This is a genomic window from Desulfurobacterium pacificum, assembly GCF_900182835.1.
Classification (GTDB): Bacteria; Aquificota; Aquificia; order Desulfurobacteriales; family Desulfurobacteriaceae; genus Desulfurobacterium_B; species Desulfurobacterium_B pacificum.
Map to the genome: position 1 here is coordinate 298,792 of NZ_FXUB01000001.1, position 24,051 is coordinate 322,842.

Sequence of the window (24,051 nt, forward strand, 5' to 3'; positions counted from 1 at the left end):
AGAGGAGCGATGGCAAAGAAAAAGAGAAACCTTATGAAAGTTTATCCAATAGAAGAAAACTGTATATCCTGCAGGTATTGTGAAGTTGCCTGCACCATGGTTCACAGCCAGACGCAGGACCCTGTGAAAGCCTACAAACTTGAAGGTTTAAAGCCAAGACCGGCAGTAGAGGTAAAAGGAGCAGTTTCTCTTTCTGTAATGTGCAGGCACTGTAAACATCCTTTCTGTTTTGATGCGTGCATTTCTGGCGCCATCACGATTGGAAAAGGTGGGAAAGTTTTACTTGATGAAGAAAAATGCGTTGGTTGCTGGAACTGCGTTTTAGTGTGCCCGTTTGGTGCTGCACATCCGTTTGTTGAAAGGAAGCATTCTTTCAAATGCGACCTTTGTGAAGATAGAGGTTTTCCTGCGTGTGTAGAAGCTTGTCCAAACAGAGCGTTAGTTTACGATTACGAAAGGTAAACTGGAGGAACAGAGAAAATGCGTTACGTGATAATTGGTAACAGTGCTGCGGCAGTTGGATGCATAACGGGGATAAGAAAAGCAGACAAGGAAGGTGAGATTGTTGTTATCTCTTACGAAGACAAGTGTTATTCAAAGCCGATGATTGCGGATGTGTTGGTGGATTTTCCTGAAGAAAAGCTTATTTACAGAGACAAAACATTTTTTGAAAAAAATAAAGTAGAACAAATATTAGGGAAAAAGGCTATTAGCGTTGATGGTCAGAATAAAAAAGTTATGTTGGAAACGGGCGAAGAAATAACTTACGATAAACTCCTAATCGCAACAGGCGGAAAGCCTTTCGTTCCTCCAATAGAGGGAAGTGATAAAAAAGGCGTTTTTACCTTCACTGAACTTTCATCTGCTATCAATTTTAAAAACTATATAAAAGAGAACGAAATAGAAGAAGTCGTTGTAATAGGTTCAGGTTTCATAGGGCTTGAAGTGGCTTACTTTTTAGCAGAAATAGGGATAAAGGTAACAGTTGTAGAACTTTTAGACAGAGTATTGGCAAAAGCTTTAGATAAGAGAGGCTCAACAATAGTTGAAGAAATGTTAAAAGAAAAAGGAGTTGAATTCATTTTCAACGACACTGTAGAAAAAATATTGGGAGAGAAGCAGGTAGCAGGTGTAGAACTTAAAAGTGGAAAAGCTTTAACCTGCGGTGCTGTTGTTGTTGCAATAGGTGTAAGACCCAATACAGAATTGGCTGAAACGGCGGGAATTGAGATAAATAGAGGTATCATTACAAACGACTTCATGGAAACAAACGTTCCTGATATATATGCTGCCGGAGATTGTATAGAATGCATTGACATTATTGATGGTCAAAGAAAACCCATTCCTCTGTTCCCGTTAGCATTTGAGCAGGGACTTGTGGCAGGTCTCAACATGGCAGGTAAAAATATGAAATATTTAGGTGGTATCCCTCTAAACTCTTTAAAGTTTCTCCCAGTTCCTGTTCTTAACGCCGGAGTAGTAGAGCCTATTGACGATACGTGTGAAGTATTAGTTAACGACAAGTTTGATAGTAAGGGCTATTACAGGAAGGCTATCGTTAAAGATGAAAAGTTAATCGGCTACATAGCAATCGGCGAAATAGACAGAGTGGGAATTTTGACAAACGTGATAAGACAGAAAATAGATGTATCAAACGTAAAAGATAGGTTGGTATCACTTGATTTTGGTCTTGTTGACTTACCAGAATGGTGGAGAAAAGAAAAGTTGGTTGAAGACAAAACGGCTTATAAGGATTGGAGGGCTGTGTAATGACTCACTACAGTGAAATGTCTGGATGCGGCTTAGCTGGGATAATAAACAGAGATGGAACAAAAATAAGCGGGAAGTTCATATATGACTCCATAACGTCTATGAAAGAACGCGGAAACGGAATGGGAGCAGGTTACGCTGCCTACGGTATATATCCTGAAATGACGGAATATTACGCTTTTCACGTAATGTTAGATGATTTGGATTACGAATCTGAAGTTAACGCCGTTTTAAACAGGTTCTTCAGAATAGTAAAAAGTGAAATGATTCCTACAAAAAGCGTTCCTTCTCTATACAAAAAGACAAAACCACCTATTTTCTATAGATACTTCGTTGAACCAAGAGAAGATGCAAAGCTTCCAATGGAAACTGAAGAAGATTTAGTTGTAAGGGCGGTAATGACCATTAATGATGGTATTGACGGCGCTTACGTAATATCAAGCGGTAAAAATATGGGCGCTTTTAAAGGTGTAGGACATCCAGATGAAATCGGGGATTTTTTTGAAATAAAGGAATATGAAGGTTATATCTGGCTTGCACATACGAGATTCCCGACAAACACGCCGGGATGGTGGGGAGGTGCGCATCCTTTTACGCTGCTTGACTGGGCAATAGTTCACAACGGAGAAATAACATCTTACGGAACCAACAAACGCTACGTTGAAATGTTTGGATACAAATGTACCCTTTTAACTGATACAGAAGTTGCAGCATATCTGTTTGACCTTTTATTCAGAAAACACAGACTTCCTATAAGAGCCGTATTTATGGCTATGGCTGCACCTTTCTGGAAAGATATTGAACACTACAAAGAAGTTGGACTTGATAAAGTTTACGAAATGGCGAAAATGATAAGAACTGTCTACGCTCCTGCCATGCTTAACGGACCTTTTGCCATGCTATTTGCCTTTAAAGACGGAGTAATTGGATTTAACGATAGAATCAAGCTAAGACCTTTCGTTGCAGCAGTGAACGGCGATACCGTTTACATGGCAAGTGAGGAATCTGCTATAAGAGTTATATGTCCGGAACCTGAAAAAGTATGGATGCCTAAAGCCGGTGAACCAGTTATAGCGTTAATGAACCACTGCACAGAGGAAGAAGTTTGTTATCCTGGAAATTAAGGAAAAGGAGTAGAAAATGGAAGTCAGGCAGATTTCAGAGAAGGTCTACGAGATTACATGCGGAACGGTTCATTATAAAACCTTAAATGAAAAGATTAAGGAATTGGCAGATAACGGCGCCGAGAAAGTGATATTAAGAGAAGTTTACGGACAAAGATACATAGGAACAGGAATTAAACAGAAAATTAAAATTGAAATATACGGAACAGCAGGAAACGATTTGGGAATATTCCTTTATGGTCCAGAAATAGAAGTTTTCGGTAACGCTCAAGATGGCGTTGGAAATACAATGAGAGAAGGAAAAATAATTGTCAGGGGACACGCAGGAGATGTTTGCGGATACGGTATGAGAGGCGGAAAAGTTTACATAGAGGGAGACGTAGGATATAGAGTTGGAATTCACATGAAGGGTTACAAGAACTTAGTGCCCACATTTATAGTAGGCGGAAAGGCAGGAAACTTTTTTGGCGAATATATGGCAGGCGGAAGATTGATACTGTTAGGTTTAGATAGAAAAAGTGGAGAAGATATAGTAGGTGACTACTGTGCAACAGGTATGCACGGTGGCGTGATGTACGTAAGAGGTGAAGTTCCTCAAAGATTTTTAGGAAAAGAAGTAAAAGTATTTGAAACAACAGAAGAGGACGAAAAGATTTTAAGGGAAGAATTGAAGGGATTCTCTGAAGCGTTTAATATTCCTGTTGAAGAAATTATGTCTGAACCGTTCACCAAGATTGTTCCTGTAAGTGCAAGACCTTATGGAAGAATGTACGCCCACAGGTGGGGTATAGCGAGCGGCGTTATCAAGTAAATTCGGAGGAAACCTTGTATAGATATCCTGACGAAAAAGGCAAATATGGAATTTACGGCGGCAAATACGTTCCTGAAACGCTAATGGCTGCACTTTCTGAACTTGAAGAAGCTTACCAAGAAATAAAGAAAGATAGAAGTTTCCAGGAAGAGTTCGGAAAGTTACTGAAAGAATACGTAGGAAGACCTACATCACTTCAATACGCCAAAAGGCTTTCCGAATATTTGGGAAATGGAATAAAAATTTACCTAAAAAGAGAAGACCTTAATCATACAGGCGCACATAAGATAAATAACGCTTTAGGGCAGGCGTTGCTTGCCAAACGTATGGGTAAAAAGAGGATAATTGCAGAGACTGGAGCAGGACAGCATGGCGTTGCAACAGCTACCGCCTGCGCATTTTTAGGACTTGAATGTATCGTTTACATGGGTGAAGAAGACGTTCGCAGGCAAGCTCTTAACGTCTTCAGAATGGAACTGTTAGGAGCAAAAGTTGAGGTTGTTAAAAGCGGGAGCAGAACGTTAAAGGATGCTGTTAACGAAGCAATAAGAGACTGGGTAACAAACGTTAGAACGACTCATTACATAATAGGTTCTGTTGTAGGACCACACCCTTATCCGATGATTGTCAGGGATTTTCAGAGCGTAATAGGAAGAGAAACTAAAGAACAGATTCTGGAGGCTGAAGGTAGATTGCCTGACGTAATTGTGGCGTGCGTTGGTGGTGGAAGTAATGCGATGGGGATTTTTTATCCTTTTATAGAAGATGAAAACGTTGAATTAGTGGGAGTAGAAGCAGGTGGATATGGACTTGATACAGATAAACACGCTGCAACAATCTGCAAAGGTAAAGTTGGCGTCTTTCATGGGGCGAAATCTTACTTACTGCAAACAGAAGATGGGCAAGTAACTCCTACTCACTCCATTTCTGCAGGATTGGATTATCCAGGTGTAGGTCCAGAACACTCTTATCTCTTCGAAATTAAAAGAGCAAAATACGATGCAGTAACAGATGAAGAAGCTCTAAAGGCTTTTCAAATATTTTCAAGAACAGAGGGTATAATTCCAGCCCTTGAAAGCTCACATGCAATAGCATGGGTACTCAAAAACGCAGATAATCTAAAAGATAAGTTAGTAGTAATAAACCTATCAGGAAGAGGCGATAAAGACGTCAACCAGGTAAAAGAGATATTAGAGGAACAAAAGGACTTACGTATATGGTAGATGAGCTGACAGGGCTCTTATCAAGGAAAACATTCTTTGAGCACTTGTCAAAAATTCCCATAGAGCAATCTTTTACCATATGTCTTTTTGACATTGATGATTTTAAGTTTGTTAACTTTACCCATGGATATACTGTAGGAGACAAAATTCTTAAAGCAGTAGCTCTACAAATCCAAAAAGCTTTCAAGCTTTACTCTTCAAACTTTACTATAGCAAGAACCGGGGCTGACCAATTCGGAGTCATTATTTTTGATGAGATACCAAAAGTCAGAATAGAGGAGCTTTTCAATAGATACCTTAAATTACTTGAATTTAAAAAGGGCAACGACTTTATAAGATTAACTATAAGCGGCGGAGTTAGCGGAGGTAGGGGAAAAGGAGAAGTTATTTTCAGTCAAGCCGAAAATGCTCTATTCTCTGCAAAATCTGCAGGTAAAAATATGATTACTTTCTATGAAAACTTCGCAGCTTACGATATGGAGAAATTTAAGGAAGTTAGATATAAGTTAGTCCAAGCTATTAAGAAAAAAAGTATAAAACCCTATTTTCAACCGATTGTTTCGTTGAGGACGGGGAGGATTTTTGGATATGAAGTCCTTTCAAGGATTTTTTTAGACACTGAAGTTTTAAGTGGTGACTATGTATTTTTAGTAGCTGACTCATTAGCACTAACTCCTGAGATAGATAAAATTTTATTTCTCAATGCGATTAAATTTTTCGGGGAATATAAACTGTTTTTCAACCTTTCTATGAAATATTTCTTTAAAGAGCTAAACACCATCTTTGAAATAGCAAGAAAATATTCTCTTGACCTTTCCAACGTAATTTTTGAAATTACGGAATCCCAGAAACTACTTCAAGAAAAGACAGCCATAAGCATTTTCACAATGTTCAAAGAATTCAAAGCAGGCATTGCCGTAGACGACTTCGGAGCAGGTTATTCAAACTTTATGTACCTTAAAAAATTTCCTGCCGATGTAGTAAAAATAGATGGAGCATTCATTAAAAACGCGAAAAATAACATAAAAGACCTTAGTATTGTCAAAACTATAGTAGATGTAGCAAAAGTTCATAACTTGAGAACATTAGCAGAATTTATAGAAGATGAAGAAACTTACCAAGTTATGAAAGATGTAGGAGTATCTTTAGGACAAGGGTGGTTTATAGGTAAACCATCTCCTGAACCAATGGAAGTAAAAATCAATATAAAATAGAAAAAAAGCCCTCCGGAAGGAGGGCTTTTGAAGATTCAACAATCCAAACTACTCACTTTTCTTATCTTCACCGTTTGAATCCTTTTTTTCAGAATCCTGTTGCTCATCAGCAGTTTTTATTTCTGCTTCCTTTGGAGGTAATTCAGACTTTACTTCAAAGGTAAACTCTCCCTTCTCCTTATCGTAATCCACCTTCACAGTATCACCATCCTTAACGCTACCTTCAAGAATCTTAACAGACAACGGAGTTTCAATCTCTCTCTGTATAGTTCTTCTGAGAGGTCTTGCACCAAATTCTGGAACGTAACCTCTCTTAGCAAGTTCGCTCTTAGCCTCTTCTGTAAGCTCTACCTTAATTCCTCTTTCCTCCAATCTCTTATTAAGCTTAGAAATTAACAGGTCAACAATTTCCTTAATTTCAACTTCACTAAGAGGATGGAAAATAATTATTTCATCTATCCTGTTCAAGAACTCTGGTCTAAACCTTCTCTTAAGCTCTTCCATTATTTGCTCTTTAATTTTGTCGTAATTCTTCTCAAACTCCTCTTTGGACAGATTCATAAGCTTTTCAGAACCAACGTTACTTGTCATAATTATCACAGTATTGCTAAAGTCAACTGTTCTTCCTTTAGCATCTGTAAGCCTTCCATCATCAAGAATCTGAAGCAAGATATTAAACACATCAGGATGTGCCTTTTCTATCTCATCAAGAAGAATTACGCTATAAGGCTTCCTTCTAACAGCTTCTGTAAGCTGACCACCTTCTTCATAACCTACATATCCTGGAGGTGCACCAATCAACTTAGAAACGGCATGCTTCTCCATATATTCAGACATGTCAAGTCTAATAATCGCACTTTCATCTCCAAACAAGTATTCTGCCAACGCTTTAGCTAATTCTGTCTTACCCACACCCGTAGGACCTAAGAACAAGAAACTTCCAAGAGGTCTATTTGGAGGTTGTAAACCAGCCCTTGCACGTCTAATAGCTTCGGAGATAGCTTTAATAGCTCTCTCCTGACCAATTACCCTCTTATGTAACTCTTTTTCCATTCTGAGAAGTTTCTGAATTTCTTCCTCTTGAAGCTTAGATGCAGGAATACCCGTCATTTCAGAGATAACTTCAGCTATATCTTCAGCAGTAACTACAGGAACATTCTCTCCCTGTTCTTTACTCTTTTCTTGTTTCTCTTCAAGTTCCTTAATACGTTCCTCTATTTCTTTAATCTCCTTCTTCAACTTAGCCGCTTTATCAAATTCTTCTTTCTTAACAGCTTCATCTAACTCTGCTCTTAAATTGTGTAGTTTCTCCTTCAATTCAGCAAGTTCTGGAGAAGTATAAGTAGCTTCTATCTTCTTCCTTGCACAAGCTTCATCAAGAACATCTATAGCCTTATCAGGTAAATACCTTCCTTGAATATACTTCTTAGAAAGTTTTACAGCTGCTTCAATAGCATCATCAGTAATCTTAACTTTATGGTGCTCTTCAAGTTTCGGTCTCAAACCTTTAAGCATGAGAATAGCAGTTTCTATATCTGGCTCATCAACCCAAACTGGAGCAAATCTTCTCTCAAGTGCAGGGTCTTTCTCTATATACTTCCTGAATTCATCTACAGTTGTAGCACCGATTACTCTAAATTCACCTCTTGCCAAAGCTGGTTTCATTATGTTAGCTGCATCCATAGAACCTTCCGCTGCACCAGCACCAACAACAGTATGAAGTTCGTCAATAAACAGGATAATATTTCCTTCCTCTTTAATAGCATCTAAAACTTGCTTTAATCTTTCTTCAAACTCACCACGATATTTAGTTCCTGCTACCAGAGCCGCCATATCAAGAGCGACTATTCTTTTATCTTTAAGTTCATCAGGAACTTCGCCATTAGCTATCTTTTGAGCAACTCCCTCAACAATAGCCGTTTTTCCAACACCAGCAGGTCCTACAAGAACAGGGTTATTCTTCGTTCTTCTGGAGAGAATTTGAATAACTCTTTTAATCTCATTTTCTCTGTCAATTACAGGGTCAAGTTTACCTTCTTCAGCAAGACCTGTAAGGTCTATGCCAAATTTCCTTAAAACTTCAGGAAGCTGCTTGCCAGCCTTCTTCGCTTTTGCAGAAATATCTCTTGAAAGTTTAGCCTTACCTTCTCTATACTTTTTAACAGCTTTTAAAGCATCTTCCTTCTCAAGACCTAACTTAAGAAGAATTCTGTAAGCCATACTTTCTGGAACTTCGTAGAATGCAAGGAATAAATGTTCAAGGTCAACATTTCTTGCTTTCATCTGCCTTGCAATATCAATTGCTGCATCAAACACTCTTTTTAAAGTTGGGGTTATGTAGATTTCTTCGTACCCTGTATAGGAAGACGGTATACCAAGGCGTCCAACTCTATCAACCTGTTCTCTTATAAATTTCTTTGCCCTTACTGGGTCAAAACCTGCAAGAGTGAAAACGTCCAATATAGGTGAACCTGGAAGTTCAACCATTGCCAAAAGGAGATGTTCTGTATCTACGTATCTTTCTCCAAGCTGCCTTGCTATCTCCTGAGAAAGGAGTATCGCATCCTTCGCTCTTCCACTCAAAATGTCCCAAATGTTCATCATTACCTCCTATAAAAGTTTTTATCTTTCAAGAATTTCAACAAGTTTAAGAGCATCAAGCTCTTCAAAGGTTAACTCTTTCAATAAAGAAACAAGCATCTCTTTGGTTGTATCATCCAAATGTTCCGCCAAAGCTTTAAAAAGCTTCTCTATGTCATCTTCCAAACGTAAAATGAGATGAGTCCCCGCCACATTAACTCCTCTTTCTCGCGTAAGAGATACAATTCTTTTTACCCTCATTAAATCTCTTTCAGAATAGAGCCTTGTCCTCCCTTCCGTCCTTGAAGGTTTTATAAGTCCTTCATTCTCGTAAAAACGTAAAGTTTGAGGATGAACACCGGCAATTTTTGCAACAATGCTTATCATATAGACTGGTGTGTCTTTATCTATCACCGCCCGTTCCTCCTTTTATCTTGTTATTCAATTTAGACACTAAAAAGTTTTTGTCAACTATCCTAAAACAGAATTTTAACTCAATTGAAAGTTTCCTGAAAGGGAAATAACAGTAAATATTGACTAAACTAAGTAAGCAAAGTTTCGGAAATCAGAAAATAGGAAAGTAAGAAAGAAAAGCTTATTTATGCTTGTTCTTCTGCAAATGGAGTAATAAGGTTTTCTAAATACTTTAAAGGTTCCCCCTCTTCCAATTCTATAATTTCGCATAGGTTTTGGAAGTAAACCGTTCTAACAAAAGCTGCGTTAAGAGCATGTCCTGTTCTATAAGCAGTAATCTTTGCAAGCAAAGGATATCCTAAAACGTACAAATCCCCCACTAAATCTAAAGTTTTATGAGCCACGAATTCATTATCTAAACGTAATCCCCCTTCATTCAATATATCATATTCACCTATAACAATTGCATTCTCAAGGCTTCCACCTTTAGCAAGTCCTGCAGCTCTTAAAGCTTCAACCTCCTGATAAAAGCAGAAAGTTCTTGCTACAGCTATGCTTTTAAAAGATTCAAGGCTATGAGAATACTTCATTCTTTGGAATCTAACCTTCTTATAGGTATGGTCAAAAGAAATAGTATTATCTATCTCTAAACCAAAATAAGGTTCAGCAGTTATTCTCTTATTATCGTTTTCAATATTAACTTTCCGCTTTAAAAGCATATATTTTCGTTTTTGAGATTGCTCATATATCCCTGTATCTTCTAAAAGATATACGTAAGGAGCAGCACTCCCGTCTAAGATAGGTAACTCTTCTGAATCAAGAACTACATAAACGTTATCTATACCAAAAGCAGAAAGTGCAGCAAGAAGATGTTCAACAGTTTGAACAGAAATTTCCCCATTTGATAACGTAGTAGCATAAAACAATTTTGAAAGAAACTCGGGAGAAACCCTCAGAGAAGGAGAACCTTTTAAATCTCCTCTAACAAAAACTATACCCGTGTCTTCTTTAGCCGGTTCTATTCGAACGTTGACTTTCTTTCCAGTATGTAATCCTATTCCACTAAACTTTATAGAGTTTTTTATTGTTCTTTGAAAAACTTGCATCAAAAATTCTCCCTTTGTAACCTTAACCAAAGTAGATTATATAAGAGAATAAGTGGTTTTTTTCTCCAAAAAAAACAGAAATTTTGCGAATTTGCAGCTACCTCTGTTTAACAACCTGAAAGGATTGCAGGTCAAATATCATATTATCGTAAGCTGCCAACGTTTTAATTCCTGTATTTTCACTAACTGCGTTAGCCACCAACCAAGGCTTAGCCTCAAGCATGGTCCTGCCAAAATGAGTCATAATAGCAACCTGAGGTTTTATTTCGCTAATGAGAATAGCTGCTTCTTCAGAAGAAAGGTGGTCAACTACAGGTCTTTTCTTATACATCGTAACGTTGAGAATGAGTAAATCAACCCCTTTGTAAGCATCTATCAGTTTATCAAAGAAGCGCGTATCTGAAATATAAGCTATTTTCTTTTTCCACTTAAAAACCACTCCATACGTCTCTACTCTGTGGTCATGCCTTATAGGAAAAGAAACTCCTAAAGAATCTGTCAAAGTATATTCGTTTCCTTCCTTAACAATATTTACAGCCTTCAAATTACTACGAGTATATTCAAGAACCACTGGGTCATGAGATACAGCATCCTCAGGGCAAAATAGGATACCCCTCTTCCTCTTTCCGCCCAACGTCATAGCTTCTATAACGTGATTAACATCTGCACAGTGGTCTAAATGGCGATGAGACAAAATAATAACTTCTGTCCAATGAGGGTCTATTCCTTTTTTATGAGCATGAACGAAAGCTCCAGGACCAGGGTCAACGTGAACGTTAAATCCATCAAAATCAAAATAAAGACCACCAGCTTGTCTTAAAAAACCAAAAGCGACATACCTTGCACCTGCAGTTCCAAGAAATACAAGCCTATTTTTAAGAGTCTCTTTTGTTAATTTCAAGCCGGGCAGATACCTCTTTTACTATTTCTTATAAAGGAGACAAACTCTTTTACTTCTGGAATATCACCAAATTCTTCTTCCACTCTCTTAAGAGATATTTGTAAAGGTTCATCTGTTTTAAATACCATTTCAAAAACAGTAGTAAGATTCTTAATTGTATCTCTCTGAAATCCTCTTCGTTTTAAACCAATAATGTTAATTCCCTCTAATTTCGCTCTATTCCCTTGAGCAACAGTAAACGGAGGAACATCTCTATGAACGGCGGAAGCCCCACCAACCATCGCGTGCTTACCTATTCTTACAAACTGATGAATTCCCGTAAGACCACCTATAATGGCATAATCATCTATTTCTACATGTCCAGCTATCTGAACCGTATTAGCAACTATAACGTTGTTTCCTATAATAACATCGTGGGCAACGTGAGAATACGCCATAAGTAGAACGTTATCCCCAACTTTAGTTATTAACCCTCCACCTTCCGTTCCTCTATGTATAGTCACGTACTCCCTTACCGTAGTATTGTTCCCGATGATTACCTTTGATTCTTCTCCTTTATACTTTAAATCTTGAGGGGCAACCCCTATTGTAGCGCCATAAATAATGCAATTCTCCCCAATAGTTGTATCTCCTTCTATTACAGCCCCCTTTTTTATAACCGTCCCTTTACCAACCTTTACTTTAGAACCAATGTAAGCAAAAGGCTCAATTACTACACCTTCATCAAGTTCTGCACCTTTTTCAACGACCGCAAGTGGACTTACCTTAACCATCTCTCCTCGCAATCATAGCCATTATTTCAGCATCACACACCAAATCTTCACCAACATAAGCTTTACCAACCATCTTTGACATTCTTCTTTTTATTACACTTGGTTCAAGGACAAATTTTACAGTATCACCAGGTTTAACAGGTTTCCTGAAACGGGCTTTATCTATACCCATGAAATAAACTACGTACTCTTCGGGAGATATATCAAAGGATTTAAACATTAAAACGCACCCAACCTGTGCCATAGCCTCTACCAAAAGAGCACCTGGAAAGATAGGATGACCTGGGAAATGCCCCTGAAAGAAGGGTTCATTCATAGTAACGTTCTTAATACCCACTATCCTCTCTTTTGGAATAAGCTCAACGATTTTATCAACCAAAAGAAAAGGATATCTATGAGGTATAACTTTCATAATTTCAACTATGTCCATTATCATTCAAACCTCCCAGATGTCTTCTCTAAAAGAACTACTGCCTGAGCTGAAATGCCCTCTCTTCTCCCTTCAAATCCCATACCTTCAGTAGTAGTTGCTTTAACGGAAATCCTTTCCTTTCCTATTTTCATAACTGAAGCTAATTTCCTTTTCATTTCTTCTTTGTATGGTTTAAACTTCGGTTCCTGAGCAACAATAACTGTATCTACATTTACAATTTTATATCCCATCCTTTCAGCAAGAGAGACAACTTTCTCAAGAAGAATTAAACTTGAAACGCTCCTATACTTTTCATCAGTATCTGGAAATAATTCTCCTATATCTCCTAAAGATAAAGCACCTAAAATAGCATCACATATAGCATGAGTTAAAACATCAGCATCAGAGTGACCTTTTAGCCCCAAATGATAAGGAATTTCAACACCACCTATTATTAACTTTCTACCCTCTTCAAATCTATGAGCATCATAGCCTATACCAACTCTATACATCAAGCAAGCCTACTTTCAATAAGTTTCTTGACTTCCTCCCTGATTATCTTTTCTGCAAGTTCTGGAACAACTTCCCATGCAACTTCTCTTACAATCTTTTCTATCTGAGCATTATCAAGAGAAACTTCAGAAGGAAGCGCTTCCTTTACCTTTCCAGTCGCCGCAGGAACAACTGCTTCCACAGGTTTAGGAGCTTCTTTCTCCTCTGAAACAACAGGAACAATCTCTTTTTCTTCAACGGGTTTTACTTCTTCTACAGAAATTTCAGGCTCTGCCTCCAAAGTAATTTCTTCTGTTACAGGAGTAACCTCTATCTCATCAAGGTCAACTACAGGTAAAGGCTCTCCACCTGCACCGATAACTTCCATCTCAATTTCTTCTTTCTTAACTTCTGGTAGCTTCTCTTTCAGAGATTTAAGAACTGTTATCAAATCTTCAACAGTGAAAGGTTTCTCCAAAACCTGGAAAGCTCCAGCGTCTAAGAGCGAATCCTTATCCATACCCTCAGCTTTATAGCCAATAACTATAAAGGGAATACCTGTCCCTTTTATATCGGACAAAAACTCGGTAATGGGCAAATTATCTACCTTAGAGTTAAAAATTATCACATCAGGCTTTTCTGTATGAGCCAAGTTTATAGCTTCCTTAATAGTATAAGCATGGAAAACTTCTATACCCCTTGAGGAAAGTACCCTTTCAAAGAAAAGATGCCATGTCTTTTTACTGTCAACGTAAAGAACCTTCATTTCTTAACTCCTTCAAGCTCTTTCTTCACATCGGTAAGAATTAACGCTACTTCTTTTGCAGTTAACGTCTGTTTATCAAGGTCTTTCAAAACAGAATTTAAGGTCTCTTTCTTTAGACAATCAGCAAGAACGGTAAGTTCATCCTTCAAAAGAGAAGCATTTATTTCCTTTGAAAGTTTAATGGCTGAATCTATAGATGAGATTAGCTTTTCAAAATTAACTGGAACAGTTGCTGCTTTCTGTTCTTCTCGTTTAGAAAGCATTAAAGCCTGAAGGTCATTTCTCACTATTAACAGATTATCTTTTATCTGAGTAAGAAGAGAATTATCAAAATTCGGAGCAGAAATTCTAAAGTTCTTTAACATTTCTATACTGCTATCAATAGCTTTTCTACTACCTTCAGTCACACCTACTTTTTCTATTTCTACCTTTAACTTTTCAAGGTTTGAAATTAACTCATTAATCTCTTCTTCAATAGAGGAAATAACCTGCTGATTGAAGTGTTCAGCTTTTTCTTTCAATTCTTTTAATACGTTCTCAATTTTACCGGTCAAAGATGATACTGCAGAAAGAATAACCTCATTTGCTGGTTCGGAAACTTCCTTCTTTCCACCGCTAAAAGCTTTTCCAAGAATTATTCCAATGAGTATCCCTATAAACCCAAAGACAGCAGCTACAATAGCAGTTACTAATCCCCAATCCATTTTCTTTCCTCAGTTAAAGTAATTTCGTTTCAAGAGTAAGTATATCGTAAATCTTTCCTATCGGTAAACCCATAACGTTGAAATAGTCTCCTTCTATACGTTCTATGAAAATAGCACCTATACCTTGAATGCCGTAAGCGCCCGCTTTATCCATTGGTTCACCGGTTTCTACGTACCATTCAATCTCTTTCAAAGACATCCTTTTAAACTTAACTTCCGTTTTCTCCAGTCCTGAAACTAATTTTCCATTAGGAAAGAACAAAGCAAAACCGGTAATAACGGTATGATAGTTGGAAGATAACTTTTTTAAAAACTCTATAGCCTCCTGCTTATTTGAAGGTTTGCCTAAAACTTTTCCGTTAAAAACAACAATGGTATCCGCTGCAAGTATAATCTCATCAGGTTTCGCCTTATCTTTAACGGTAAGAGCTTTAAGTTCTGCATTCCTTACTGCCGTTTCCTCTGGAGTCGGGTAAATCTTTTCTTCTGCATCTGAAGGGAAAATCCTCACCCCCACTCCAACCATCTGCAGAATTTCCTTCCTTCTTGGAGAAGAAGAAGCTAAAAGTATCTTAAATCTATCAATCATTTATCACTCCTAAAGCTTTAAGCATCTCTTTTGCTGCCTGCTGCTCTGCAGCTTTCTTGGACTTACCTGTTGCAACAGTAGTTATTTCGTTTACTCTGCACTCAACGGTAAAGGTTTTATCGTGTTCGGGTCCTTCCGATTTTAAAAGAGTATAGACAGGAATAATCTTGTACTCTTTTTGTGTAATCTCCTGAAGGTAACTCTTAAAATCTTTATAAGTAACAGCCGAGTTTAAGATATCCCAGAGTTTGTCAAGGAATTTTTCTTTGAAGACTCTTTTTGCTGCTTCAAAACCACTATCAAGGTAAATCGCGCCGAAAATGGATTCAAAAACGTCGCAGAGGAGGGAGGATTTTTTCTTACCACCGGACAACTTTTCACCTTTACCCAAAAAGAGAAAATCCCCCAACCCCACCGTCTTCGCAAGTTCCGACAAAGACGGTTCACTAACTAAATAAGCCCTTATTTGAGAAAGTTCTCCTTCTGTTTTATCGGGAAACCTCTTTATCAACTCCTCGCTAACGATAAGTCCAATAACGGCATCGCCCAAAAACTCTAAAACTTCGTAGTTTTCACCGGTTTCCTTTTCGTGAGCGAAAGATTTATGAATCAAAGCCCTCCTGAGAAGGGCTTTATCTTTAAACGAATAACCTATTCTCCTCTCAAGTTCCTTAAGGCGGTCCTCTTTCAACCCACCTCCCCTAAACCTTCTTGAGAACGAGACAGGCGTTAGTTCCACCAAAGCCAAAAGAGTTCTTCAGAACGTACTTAACGTCCATTTCTATCGCCTTATTTGGAACGTAATCAAGGTCACATTCCGGGTCAGGTTCTTCGTAGTTTATAGTAGGTGGAACAATCCCCGTCTTAAGCGTTAAAACAGAAGAAATAACCTCAACGCCACCTGCTGCTCCCAATAGGTGACCTATCATAGATTTAATACTACTCACCTTAACCTTATAGGCGTGGTCACCAAACACGCTCTTTATAGCCATCGTTTCAAACAGGTCGTTAAACTTGGTAGAAGTTCCATGGGCGTTAATGTAATCAATATCTTCAGGCGTTAATCCTGCATCCTTGAGAGCGTTTCTGATAGCTCTTGCAGCGCCTTCACCGTTTGGCGCTGGTGCAGTCATATGGTAAGCATCACCACTTGTTCCGTAACCGACAACTTCTGCTAAGATTTCAGCACCTCTCTTTTTGGCATGTTCGTAATCTTCAAGAACAACTATACCTGCACCCTCTCCCATAACGAAACCGTCTCTGTTCTTTTCAAACGGTCTGCTCGCCTTTTCCGGTTCATCGTTACGCGTTGAGAGAGCCTTAGCCGCTGCAAATCCCGCTACCCCTAACGGCGTAATACAACTTTCTGCCCCACCAGCTATCATAACGTCCGCATCGCCGTAAAGAATCGTTCTGTAAGCTTCACCTATCGCGTGAGTTCCTGTTGCACAGGCTGTAACAACAGAAATGTTAGGTCCCTTAAAACCAAACCTTATAGAAACGATGCCTGAAGCCATATTTATTATCTCCATAGGTACGCAGAAAGGAGAGATTCTGCGTGGACCTTTCTTTAACAGTATTTCGTGCTGAGCCTCAAGGGTGGTTAATCCACCGATACCGGAACCTATCAAAACACCAACTCTTTCTGGGTCAACGTTAGAGTCTTCAAGTCCGGCACTTTTAACAGCTTGAACTGCAGCACCTACAGCGTACTGAATGAACGGGTCTGTTTTCCTAACATCCTTCTTCTCAAAATACTCTAACGGGTCAAAGTCTTTAACCTCTCCCGCTATCTGAACGGGAAACTCAGATGCATCAAACTTGCTGATTTTACCTATGCAAGGTTTACCAGCAGTAATGTTCTCCCAGAACTTTTCAACGTTACTTCCTGCTGGAGAAACAACACCAAGCCCCGTTATAACAACTCTCCTCTTCATAATCCCTCTCTCCTAAAATTTTATAAGTGAAAATACAGGATATCCCCTTTTAACTATCTTCTCTCTTCCGCCTAAGAAGGTTAACTCTAAAAGGAAGTCAACGCTTATGATGTTTCCGCCTAACTTCTCAACAAGGTCAATGGCAGCGTTCATCGTTCCGCCGGTAGCCAAAACGTCGTCTATTAAAACAACTTTCATTCCCTTCTGAATCGCATCTTCGTGGACTTCTATCTTATCTTCGCCATACTCAAGGGTATAAGTGGCGCTAATCGTTTTGTATGGTAGCTTCCCTGGCTTTCTTATTATTGCCAAGCCTGCGCCAATCTTGTAAGCAAGAGCAGAGGCAAGGATAAAACCTCTTGATTCAATGCCCGCAACGATGTCAACGCCAAGACCGATGTACCTGTTGCCTATGTAGTCAATTACTTTTTGAAAAGCCCAAGGTTTGTGAAGCAAAGGCGTGATATCCTTGAAAACGATACCAGGCTTTGGAAAGTCAGGAACGTCCCTTATTAAAGATTTAAGCTCTTCAATTTCTTTATGAACGTTAAGGTCAGTTTCTTTAAGGTTTTCCATAGTTACCCTTCCTCCACTTTTAAAAGTTTCTTCACAATTTTAACAGCTTGCTGAGCGTCACCGCCGTAAATTCCGCCTATTTCTTCTGCAAATTCCGGCGTAACAACAGCACCGCCAACTATGACTGGAACGTCTAATCCAGCTTCCCTCAATGCTTTTATCGTTTCCTTCATTGATGGTAAAGTAGTTGTCATTAAAGCGCTCAAACCTACAACGTCTGCATTTTCTTCTTTAACAGCTTCAACCACCTTTTGAGGGGGAACGTTCGTTCCAAGGTCAACAACGTTAAACCCGCTGTTTTCAAGCATCGTTATAACGATGTTTTTACCTATTTCGTGAACATCTCCGTGAACAGTAGCCATAACGATTTTGCCGGAGAGTTTTAAGTTTCCACCTCTCTTTTTCATCTCTCTTTTTAAAATTTCAAAGGCACTTTGAACAGCCTGAGCAGACTTTAACATTTGTGGGAGGAATATTTTCCCCTCTTCAAATCTTTTTCCTACAACGTCAAGAGCTGGAATGAGAGCTTTATCGCTGATTTCCATAGGTTCAAAAGAGGAAAGGGCTTCTTCAACTATGGGTTTTATCCCTTCTCTATCACCTTCAAGAACCTTTTTAAAAATCTCTCCCAAAACGCCGGAAGGAGCGTCTTCATCGGAAGATTCCTTCTCTTCCTTTTTCTTTTCGGACTTTATGGTAACTTCTCTTCCCTGCAGATAAGAACAGGAAAGCTGACATATCTTTTCTAAAATCTCTCTACACTTATCGTCGTACGTCTTTGGTTTGTAATTCTGGAACTTTTCAACGTAGCGAACTGCACCTTTGTCTTTACCAACTAAAACGTCTGAAGCGTATATGGTTTCAACCATTCTGCTATCGCCGGGGTTAACAATTCCAGAGTCAAGCCCCGCCTCAATAGCCATAGCCATAAACGCCGAATTTATAAGAGGTCTTGCAGGAAGTCCAAAGGAAACGTTACTGACACCTAAAGTGGTGGCAACGCCGAAGCGCTCTTTAACAAGCCTTATTGCCTTTAAGGTTTCAACGGTTGCTTCCTGCATTGCGCTTGCTGCAAGGTTTAAAACGTCTGCGATGATTGAATCTTTCTCTATTCCTTGCTTTTCACATTCTTTTATTACTTTTTCAACAACGGCAACTCTATCTTCTGCTTTCTCTTTTAAACCTTCATCATCTATCGCCAGAGCTAAGACGTTTGCACCAAACTTTGCAGCTATAGGTAGAATGTTTTCAATGTCCTTTTCTTCACCAGAGCAGGAGTTCACTATCGGTCTGCCGTCACACATCTTCAAACCTTCAAGGAGAGCCTGAGGGTCTTTCGTATCAATCATTATAGGAACATCAACCGTTTCTATGACGGTTTTTACAGCCTGTTTCATGACAGCAGCTTCGTCTATTCCGGGAACGCCAACGTTAACGTCTAAAAGGTCTGCACCTTCCTCTACTTGCTTTTTAGCTTCTTCTCTAACAAGGGAAAAGTCTCCTTTCTTTAGAGCTTCCTGAAGGCGCTTTTTACCTGTTGGATTTATCCTTTCACCGATAATTCTTGTAGGGAAGTTGCTACCGATAAATACCAACTTCGTTCTGCTCGCGACCTTCAAACCTTCAATCGGGTTCCTTTCAACAGGTTTAAGGTCTTTAACTGCTTCTTTTATGGCTTTTATGTGGGCAGGCGTCGTTCCGCAACATCCGCCTATGATGTTTGCACCAGCTTTAACGAATTCAATAGCGTATTTCCCAAACGTTTCAGGCGGTTCAGGATAGTAGGTTTTTCCGTCCTTTAAAACGGGTAAACCGGCGTTTGCGTAAACGATTATCGGCGTATCCGTAACCTGTGCCATCTTCTCTATTAAGGAAACGAAACTTTCAGGTCCTAAAGAGCAATTTGCACCAACGGCAGCAACTTTCAAACCTTCAAAAACGGCTGCTGAAACTTCTGGCGGAGTTCCCAAGAGGGTTCTGCCGTCTTCCTGGTAGGTCATACTGACCATAACGGGCAGGTCGCAAACCTCCTTTGCTGCAATAACGGCAGCCTTTGCCTCCTTTATGTCGGACATCGTTTCTATGAGAACAAGGTCTGCACCTGCGTCTGCACCGGCTTCTATCTGCTCTTTAAAAACGTCAACGACTTCATCAAAGGTTAAGTCTCCAACAGGTTCAACGAACATCCCGGTAGGACCAACGGAAAGGGCAACTAAAGCTTTACCTTCTGCTGCCTCCTTTGCAAGTTTTACTCCTGCAGCGGTAAGTTCTCTTACCCTGTCTTCAAGTCCGTAGTGGGAGAGCTTTATTCTGTTGCTGCCGAAAGTGTTTGTTTCTATGATGTCTGCGCCGGCGGAGATGTAGGCGGTGTGGATTTTTTTCAAAACTTCTGGCTCTTTTATGTTAAGGAGTTCGGGGGCGAAGTTGACGTCCACCCCCGCCTCCATGAGCATCGTTCCCATACCGCCATCTAAAACCCAGACCTTACTCCAAAAGTCCACGCCACATCCTCCTACATCACGCAGTCAAGGTTGTTGTAATAGTAAGTGACGCCGTATTTTTTCTTCATCTCTTTCAGCATCTGGTCGGCAACTTCCTGAAACTTCTGATGGCTGAGCATTCTCTTAATTGAACCGTAGGCATCCCCATAAGGAATCTGCTTTGGCGGAATTCTCTTTTCAACAATAACTAAAAGAGTTAAGCCGTTAGGCATTTCAACAACGGCTTTATCCTGCTTGTTTTCAAATACGAGCGTTGCAACGGGATTTTTGCCAACGTCTGAAGCCAAAACTTTCCACTTTCTACCTGTTTTGAAGACTTCAGGAGGAATAGCTTCTTTGGGGGATTTTCCTTTCTTAATTAAGTCTAAAGCTTTCTTAGCTTCCTCTTTATTTGCAAACTGATAAATAACAACCTGAGCCTGTTCAGGCATCTTCATTTCACTCTTATGCTCCTCGTAATATTTCTTAATTTCATTATCAGAAACCTTTACTTTCGCCATCAGTTCCTTCTCAAAAGCTCTTACAGCTGCATCCTCTTTCATACGGTTAACAAGGCTGGCAAATTCCGGTTCCTTGTCCATTCCCTTTTCAAGGGCTTTAAGGTAAAGAACGTAGTAAGTAATCGCTTTTTTGAGAGAGTCCCCAGTAACCGTTTTACCCATGAGCGGTTTAACATCAGAGTAGCGAATCTCTCTACCGTTATAGACAGCAACAACAGTGTTATCGTTCAGTTTCTTTAAATCAACTTTTTTAAACTGAATCTCTTTTTGAACTTTATTAAACGCCTCGTTCCTTAACTTTTGAAACTTCTGAGCTTCAAGATTCATTTTGATAAAGCGCTTTTCCATAGGAGAAACTTTCTTTCCTTTGTAGTATTTCTTTATTGCCTCCTCAACCTCCTTATCTGTAACCGTATAGTCCTTTATTTGAGAGTTGAGGTATCTCATGGCAAGTTGCTGCATCTCAAAGCGTTTAAAGCGATTTTTAACTTCTGGAGTATCAAATAGACCTTTATCCTTTTCATAAAGAACTATAAGTTGTCTATCAACTATTTTTTGAAGGAGCTCCTTTTTACCCTCCTTACCGCTATAAAACTTTTTCAAAGCCCACTGAGGAATCGTTTTTTCAATCTCTTTATAGTAAGCAACGGTTATCGTTTTATCTCCTACCTTTGCAAGTGGCGTGTTAGCGTTACAAACTTTTTGTTGAGTAGTCCTTGTTGGCGCGCTCTCTGACGTTTTTTTCTCAGTTTTATGTCCGCAACCTGCCAAAAGTAAAAGCGCCGTTGAAACTGCTATCAGCTTTCTCATTTAAAACCTCCAAAAGTTTTGAAAGGATTGTATCAAAGTATAATTAGAATCCGATTAAATTTAAAATTTTTCCAAGTAAAACCATAAAACCTCCTGCTATAAACCAGCCAAGCAGAAGTTTACTCCTTTTGTATAAGAGATAAGAAACAGGAAAGAGGAACAACAACCATAAAAAAGAAACTGTTGCAGAAAAAGAGGGAGAAGGTGCGTAATAGAGCTTAGCTACATTGTAAACAAGTGCATAGGTTTTAAAATCCACCCACCCCGCCACGCAAAAAACGGAGCAGATAAAGAGTGAGAAAAAGTGGAAAAGTAACATTCCTAAAAGAAAACTAAAAACTTTCAAATTTTCCACTACTCTATTTTCTCCAAGAGTTTTTCTGAAAGGAGAAGCAGGTAATCGGAACTTTCAAGGCATTCTACCCAGTCACGAGGTATCGCTTCAAATCCTAAATATCCGCCGGATAGAGCGCCGGTTATGAAGGCTATGGCATCTGTATCTCCACCAAACTCTCCATAGGTGTTGGCTGCCGCAAGAACAGCCTTCCTGAAATCGCGGGGATGTTGAAGTAAAACGTAAACGGCAAGTGAGAAGGCTTCGGGTGCGTAAGAACCGTTTCCGATTAAAAGGATTGCATCGTCCATCGTTTCAACGTTTTTCTGAAGAACGTTTGTCACAAGGTCAAGGTAGGATTTAACCGTTTCTGTTTGCGCGTATTCTCTTAAAACTTCTAAGAAGCCGAACCTGTCTTCTGGCGTGTCCAGTAAAACTCTACCCGAGATAACTTCAGAAACGGCAACGGCTAAAACACCTGCAGTGTCTATCAGAGTTTCATCTCTGTGGGTTACAGAAGCTATAAGACAGCCTTCCTCATAGGCATCTGAAGGACTATCCCATCTGTAAATGCCACCTGCAACGGCAGGAACTGCACCGTCTATGTCACAGGATTTAACTCTTGCTTCATCTATGTCAAGCCCACCTGCATAACCTAAAGCGGCGTTAAGGTGGGAGCCGGCAGGGTAGCGGTGGGATTTTTCGTCTTTTGCCCACTCAATCAGCTTTTCAAGATAGGCAACCTCATCAAAGTAGCCTTTCTCGGCGTAAACTTCTAAAACTTTTATAAAGATTTGCGTTTCGTGGGAAAACTGACCTTTTTTCAAAAATGGACATACTGAATTGGGGGAAGGATTAACAAAACCTATTATTGCTGTGCCGTAGGATTTTTTGACCGTTTCTCTGTCCATCTCTTCAACTAACGTTCCTAAAGCATCGCCTATCGCTGCACCTACTATCGTTCCTTTTACTCTGCTTTCAAGCATAGATGCCTCCTGAAAAAATTAGCAGATACAAATTTAAATCCTATAATTTACATTACCACCAGAAACGGAGAGAACCTTGCTTCCGGACAGGAAAGTAGCGCTGAAAAACTATAGAGAATTGAAGCTGAGGAAAAAAGCATTCATTTATTCTCTCTTAATTCCAGGACTGGGACAGTTTTTAACCGGTAGAAGAATAACCGGAATAGCGTTTTTAACGTTTTTTCTCTTTCCGTTTTACTATCTCTACTTAATAGGTTTTTCATTAAATTACGGAACAATTTCTCTACTTCTATCCCAATCAATTCTTTACTTTTTGCAGGCATGGGACGCATTGAAGTCAGCTAAAAGGGAAACGTCGCCGTGTGAGGATTTTTGCCCTGCAAAAGTAAATATTCCAGCGTTTATGGGGAAGTGTGAGGAAGGAGATGTGGAAGGGGCGTGGGGGATTTTTTCTATCTATTCTCCTTTTCCATTCACCCTAGGTGAAATATGCCATGCTCCCTGTGAAGAAAAGTGCGGAATACTTCCAGAAAGACCTTTAAAAATAAGAGAAGTCCACAGAGAATTAGGAAAAACATTTAACCAGGAAATTGAAGTTAAAAATAGAACACCTTTTTTTCCACTAACTAACAAAAAAGTAGCAGTAATAGGCGGGGGAATTGCAGGTATAACAGCAGCCTACTATTTAGCATCAACAGGTATTCAAGTTGACCTCTTTGAAAAAGAAAAGGAATTAGGTGGAACCCTAAACTTCATTCCGGAATTCAAACTTGACAAAAAACTATTCAAAAAAGAAATAGCTTTAGCCACTTCGTTCAACTGTATCCGAATATTTACAGAAAAGGAAGTAAAATCAATACCGAAAACCTACGATGCAGTAATAATAGCAGTAGGAAGTCAAAAAGAAAAGCAACTCAAAATCCCCACCCACGGCACCCCCAACATCATCTACCCTCTCTCTTTCCTCAAAAATCCCCCCCACCCCCTCACCTCAAAAAAAATCGTCATCATCGGTGCCGGAGATACCGCCTTTGATGTAGCAAGATTAGCCGTCCGCTCAGGCGCAGAAGCAATCGTCTTTTACCGCAGCGACGAAAGCTCAATGAAAGCCCAGAAAAAAGAAATATCAGCTGCAATAAAAGAAGGCGTAAAAATCTATACAGATTGTCAGCCCGAAAGAATAGAAAACAACACAATCTTCTTCAGTTGCGGCAAAGTAACCTTTGACTACTTAGTCCCCGCAATAGGATTTGAGAAAGACGAAAAACTCATCAAAAAGCTGCAATCAAGCCACCCAAACGCCGTATTAGCCGGAGATGCAGAAAACGGCATGTCAAACGCAGCGTTAGCCTCATACTCAGGTAAACTGGCAGCCTACAAAGTCCTCAAAATGCTAAATTTACACAGCAGGGCATGGTTCACAGTTGACGTTAAAGGAAGAAAACCTGCCAGAGCACAGGGCAAAAACGTATTTTTAGTCTCAGAAAGTTCCCTGTGTCAGCACTGCGGCGAAAAGGTAAGGAGTTAA

24 protein-coding genes are annotated in these 24,051 nt (G+C 39.4%); 7 read left to right on the top strand and 17 right to left on the bottom strand.

The features are described from left to right. The first annotated feature begins 9 nt into the window (after positions 1-9). Genes QOL23_RS01425 through QOL23_RS01450 form a run of 6 tightly spaced genes read left to right on the top strand, consistent with a single transcriptional unit; the run spans position 10 to position 6,142 of the window. On the top strand, positions 10-462 hold the full coding sequence (locus QOL23_RS01425) for a 4Fe-4S dicluster domain-containing protein (protein ID WP_283399798.1): 453 nt from the start codon (positions 10-12) through the stop codon (positions 460-462). An 18-nt stretch (positions 463-480) separates the two neighbouring features. After that, positions 481-1,770: an NAD(P)/FAD-dependent oxidoreductase gene (locus QOL23_RS01430; protein ID WP_283399799.1), complete on the top strand. Its 1,290-nt coding sequence runs from the start codon at positions 481-483 to the stop codon at positions 1,768-1,770. Then, a complete protein-coding gene (locus QOL23_RS01435) occupies positions 1,770-2,894 on the top strand; it encodes a class II glutamine amidotransferase (RefSeq protein ID WP_283399800.1) in 1,125 nt (374 codons plus the stop codon). Before QOL23_RS01430 ends, QOL23_RS01435 begins: the two co-directional genes overlap by 1 nt. Positions 2,895-2,910: 16 nt before the next feature. After that, positions 2,911-3,705, top strand: coding sequence for a GltB/FmdC/FwdC-like GXGXG domain-containing protein (locus QOL23_RS01440; RefSeq protein ID WP_283399801.1), 795 nt, complete (start codon positions 2,911-2,913; stop codon positions 3,703-3,705). A gap of 14 nt (positions 3,706-3,719) precedes the next feature. Then, positions 3,720-4,928, top strand: coding sequence for a tryptophan synthase subunit beta (gene trpB / locus QOL23_RS01445; RefSeq protein ID WP_283399802.1), 1,209 nt, complete (start codon positions 3,720-3,722; stop codon positions 4,926-4,928). Further along, the gene (locus QOL23_RS01450) at positions 4,922-6,142 is read left to right on the top strand and encodes an EAL domain-containing protein (protein ID WP_283399803.1); all 1,221 of its coding nucleotides are present in this window, start codon (positions 4,922-4,924) and stop codon (positions 6,140-6,142) included. Before trpB ends, QOL23_RS01450 begins: the two co-directional genes overlap by 7 nt. 48 nt (positions 6,143-6,190) lie before the next feature. Here the strand turns inward: QOL23_RS01450 and QOL23_RS01455 are convergent, their stop codons facing one another. From QOL23_RS01455 to QOL23_RS01535, 17 genes are all read right to left on the bottom strand, one after another. After that, positions 6,191-8,743: an ATP-dependent Clp protease ATP-binding subunit gene (locus tag QOL23_RS01455; protein WP_283399804.1), complete on the bottom strand. Its 2,553-nt coding sequence runs from the start codon at positions 8,741-8,743 to the stop codon at positions 6,191-6,193. A gap of 21 nt (positions 8,744-8,764) precedes the next feature. After that, positions 8,765-9,136, bottom strand: a complete 372-nt coding sequence (locus QOL23_RS01460) for a heat shock protein transcriptional repressor HspR (protein WP_283399805.1) — start codon at positions 9,134-9,136, stop codon at positions 8,765-8,767. Positions 9,137-9,321: 185 nt separating this feature from the next. After that, positions 9,322-10,242, bottom strand: a complete 921-nt coding sequence (gene lpxC / locus QOL23_RS01465) for a UDP-3-O-acyl-N-acetylglucosamine deacetylase (RefSeq protein ID WP_283399806.1) — start codon at positions 10,240-10,242, stop codon at positions 9,322-9,324. A 97-nt stretch (positions 10,243-10,339) separates the two neighbouring features. Beyond that, positions 10,340-11,143, bottom strand: a complete 804-nt coding sequence (locus QOL23_RS01470) for an MBL fold metallo-hydrolase (protein WP_283399807.1) — start codon at positions 11,141-11,143, stop codon at positions 10,340-10,342. Continuing rightward, the gene (gene lpxA / locus QOL23_RS01475) at positions 11,140-11,916 is read right to left on the bottom strand and encodes an acyl-ACP--UDP-N-acetylglucosamine O-acyltransferase (RefSeq protein WP_283399808.1); all 777 of its coding nucleotides are present in this window, start codon (positions 11,914-11,916) and stop codon (positions 11,140-11,142) included. Before lpxA ends, QOL23_RS01470 begins: the two co-directional genes overlap by 4 nt. Beyond that, positions 11,909-12,352, bottom strand: a complete 444-nt coding sequence (fabZ, locus tag QOL23_RS01480; protein ID WP_283399809.1) for a 3-hydroxyacyl-ACP dehydratase FabZ — start codon at positions 12,350-12,352, stop codon at positions 11,909-11,911. The genes lpxA and fabZ overlap by 8 nt, the downstream gene beginning before the upstream one ends. After that, on the bottom strand, positions 12,349-12,840 hold the full coding sequence (gene ispF, locus QOL23_RS01485; protein WP_283400234.1) for a 2-C-methyl-D-erythritol 2,4-cyclodiphosphate synthase: 492 nt from the start codon (positions 12,838-12,840) through the stop codon (positions 12,349-12,351). The genes fabZ and ispF overlap by 4 nt, the downstream gene beginning before the upstream one ends. Next, positions 12,840-13,586, bottom strand: coding sequence for a response regulator (locus tag QOL23_RS01490; protein ID WP_283399810.1), 747 nt, complete (start codon positions 13,584-13,586; stop codon positions 12,840-12,842). The genes ispF and QOL23_RS01490 overlap by 1 nt, the downstream gene beginning before the upstream one ends. After that, a complete protein-coding gene (locus tag QOL23_RS01495) occupies positions 13,583-14,290 on the bottom strand; it encodes a hypothetical protein (protein ID WP_283399811.1) in 708 nt (235 codons plus the stop codon). Before QOL23_RS01495 ends, QOL23_RS01490 begins: the two co-directional genes overlap by 4 nt. 13 nt (positions 14,291-14,303) lie before the next feature. Continuing rightward, the gene (locus QOL23_RS01500) at positions 14,304-14,879 is read right to left on the bottom strand and encodes a nucleoside triphosphate pyrophosphatase (RefSeq protein ID WP_283399812.1); all 576 of its coding nucleotides are present in this window, start codon (positions 14,877-14,879) and stop codon (positions 14,304-14,306) included. Then, positions 14,872-15,570 carry a ribonuclease III gene (gene rnc / locus QOL23_RS01505; protein WP_283399813.1) on the bottom strand — a complete coding sequence of 233 codons (699 nt, stop codon included), beginning with the start codon at positions 15,568-15,570 and terminating at the stop codon, positions 14,872-14,874. Before rnc ends, QOL23_RS01500 begins: the two co-directional genes overlap by 8 nt. Positions 15,571-15,580: 10 nt before the next feature. Then, complete coding sequence (fabF, locus tag QOL23_RS01510) at positions 15,581-16,816, bottom strand: beta-ketoacyl-ACP synthase II (protein WP_283399814.1); 1,236 nt, start codon at positions 16,814-16,816, stop codon at positions 15,581-15,583. Between the two features lie 12 nt (positions 16,817-16,828). Next, the gene (locus tag QOL23_RS01515) at positions 16,829-17,350 is read right to left on the bottom strand and encodes an adenine phosphoribosyltransferase (protein ID WP_345782574.1); all 522 of its coding nucleotides are present in this window, start codon (positions 17,348-17,350) and stop codon (positions 16,829-16,831) included. 44 nt (positions 17,351-17,394) lie between these two features. After that, positions 17,395-19,893: a homocysteine S-methyltransferase family protein gene (locus QOL23_RS01520; protein WP_283399816.1), complete on the bottom strand. Its 2,499-nt coding sequence runs from the start codon at positions 19,891-19,893 to the stop codon at positions 17,395-17,397. A gap of 11 nt (positions 19,894-19,904) precedes the next feature. Then, positions 19,905-21,203, bottom strand: a complete 1,299-nt coding sequence (locus QOL23_RS01525; RefSeq protein WP_283399817.1) for a peptidyl-prolyl cis-trans isomerase — start codon at positions 21,201-21,203, stop codon at positions 19,905-19,907. A 43-nt stretch (positions 21,204-21,246) separates the two neighbouring features. Beyond that, positions 21,247-21,462: a hypothetical protein gene (locus tag QOL23_RS01530; RefSeq protein ID WP_283399818.1), complete on the bottom strand. Its 216-nt coding sequence runs from the start codon at positions 21,460-21,462 to the stop codon at positions 21,247-21,249. A gap of 95 nt (positions 21,463-21,557) precedes the next feature. Beyond that, a complete protein-coding gene (locus tag QOL23_RS01535; RefSeq protein WP_283399819.1) occupies positions 21,558-22,523 on the bottom strand; it encodes an ADP-ribosylglycohydrolase family protein in 966 nt (321 codons plus the stop codon). 76 nt (positions 22,524-22,599) lie between these two features. On the opposite strand from QOL23_RS01535, the gene QOL23_RS01540 reads away from it, so the two are divergent. Beyond that, complete coding sequence (locus QOL23_RS01540; RefSeq protein ID WP_283399820.1) at positions 22,600-24,051, top strand: FAD-dependent oxidoreductase; 1,452 nt, start codon at positions 22,600-22,602, stop codon at positions 24,049-24,051.

Excerpts from the sequence above, each read along its gene's own strand:
- lpxC (WP_283399806.1), bottom strand. The coding sequence starts at position 10,242 with ATGCAAGTTTTTCAAAGAACAATAAAAAACTCTATAAAGTTTAGTGGA.
- fabF (WP_283399814.1), bottom strand. The coding sequence starts at position 16,816 with ATGAAGAGGAGAGTTGTTATAACGGGGCTTGGTGTTGTTTCTCCAGCA.
- QOL23_RS01525 (WP_283399817.1), bottom strand. The coding sequence starts at position 21,203 with ATGAGAAAGCTGATAGCAGTTTCAACGGCGCTTTTACTTTTGGCAGGT.
- QOL23_RS01495 (WP_283399811.1), bottom strand. The coding sequence starts at position 14,290 with ATGGATTGGGGATTAGTAACTGCTATTGTAGCTGCTGTCTTTGGGTTT.
- lpxA (WP_283399808.1), bottom strand. The coding sequence starts at position 11,916 with ATGGTTAAGGTAAGTCCACTTGCGGTCGTTGAAAAAGGTGCAGAACTT.
- QOL23_RS01425 (WP_283399798.1), top strand. The coding sequence starts at position 10 with ATGGCAAAGAAAAAGAGAAACCTTATGAAAGTTTATCCAATAGAAGAA.
- QOL23_RS01500 (WP_283399812.1), bottom strand. The coding sequence starts at position 14,879 with ATGATTGATAGATTTAAGATACTTTTAGCTTCTTCTTCTCCAAGAAGG.
- fabZ (WP_283399809.1), bottom strand. The coding sequence starts at position 12,352 with ATGATAATGGACATAGTTGAAATTATGAAAGTTATACCTCATAGATAT.
- QOL23_RS01430 (WP_283399799.1), top strand. The coding sequence starts at position 481 with ATGCGTTACGTGATAATTGGTAACAGTGCTGCGGCAGTTGGATGCATA.
- QOL23_RS01450 (WP_283399803.1), top strand. The coding sequence starts at position 4,922 with ATGGTAGATGAGCTGACAGGGCTCTTATCAAGGAAAACATTCTTTGAG.
- QOL23_RS01535 (WP_283399819.1), bottom strand. The coding sequence starts at position 22,523 with ATGCTTGAAAGCAGAGTAAAAGGAACGATAGTAGGTGCAGCGATAGGC.
- QOL23_RS01455 (WP_283399804.1), bottom strand. The coding sequence starts at position 8,743 with ATGAACATTTGGGACATTTTGAGTGGAAGAGCGAAGGATGCGATACTC.
- QOL23_RS01440 (WP_283399801.1), top strand. The coding sequence starts at position 2,911 with ATGGAAGTCAGGCAGATTTCAGAGAAGGTCTACGAGATTACATGCGGA.
- QOL23_RS01490 (WP_283399810.1), bottom strand. The coding sequence starts at position 13,586 with ATGAAGGTTCTTTACGTTGACAGTAAAAAGACATGGCATCTTTTCTTT.
- ispF (WP_283400234.1), bottom strand. The coding sequence starts at position 12,840 with ATGTATAGAGTTGGTATAGGCTATGATGCTCATAGATTTGAAGAGGGT.
- QOL23_RS01435 (WP_283399800.1), top strand. The coding sequence starts at position 1,770 with ATGACTCACTACAGTGAAATGTCTGGATGCGGCTTAGCTGGGATAATA.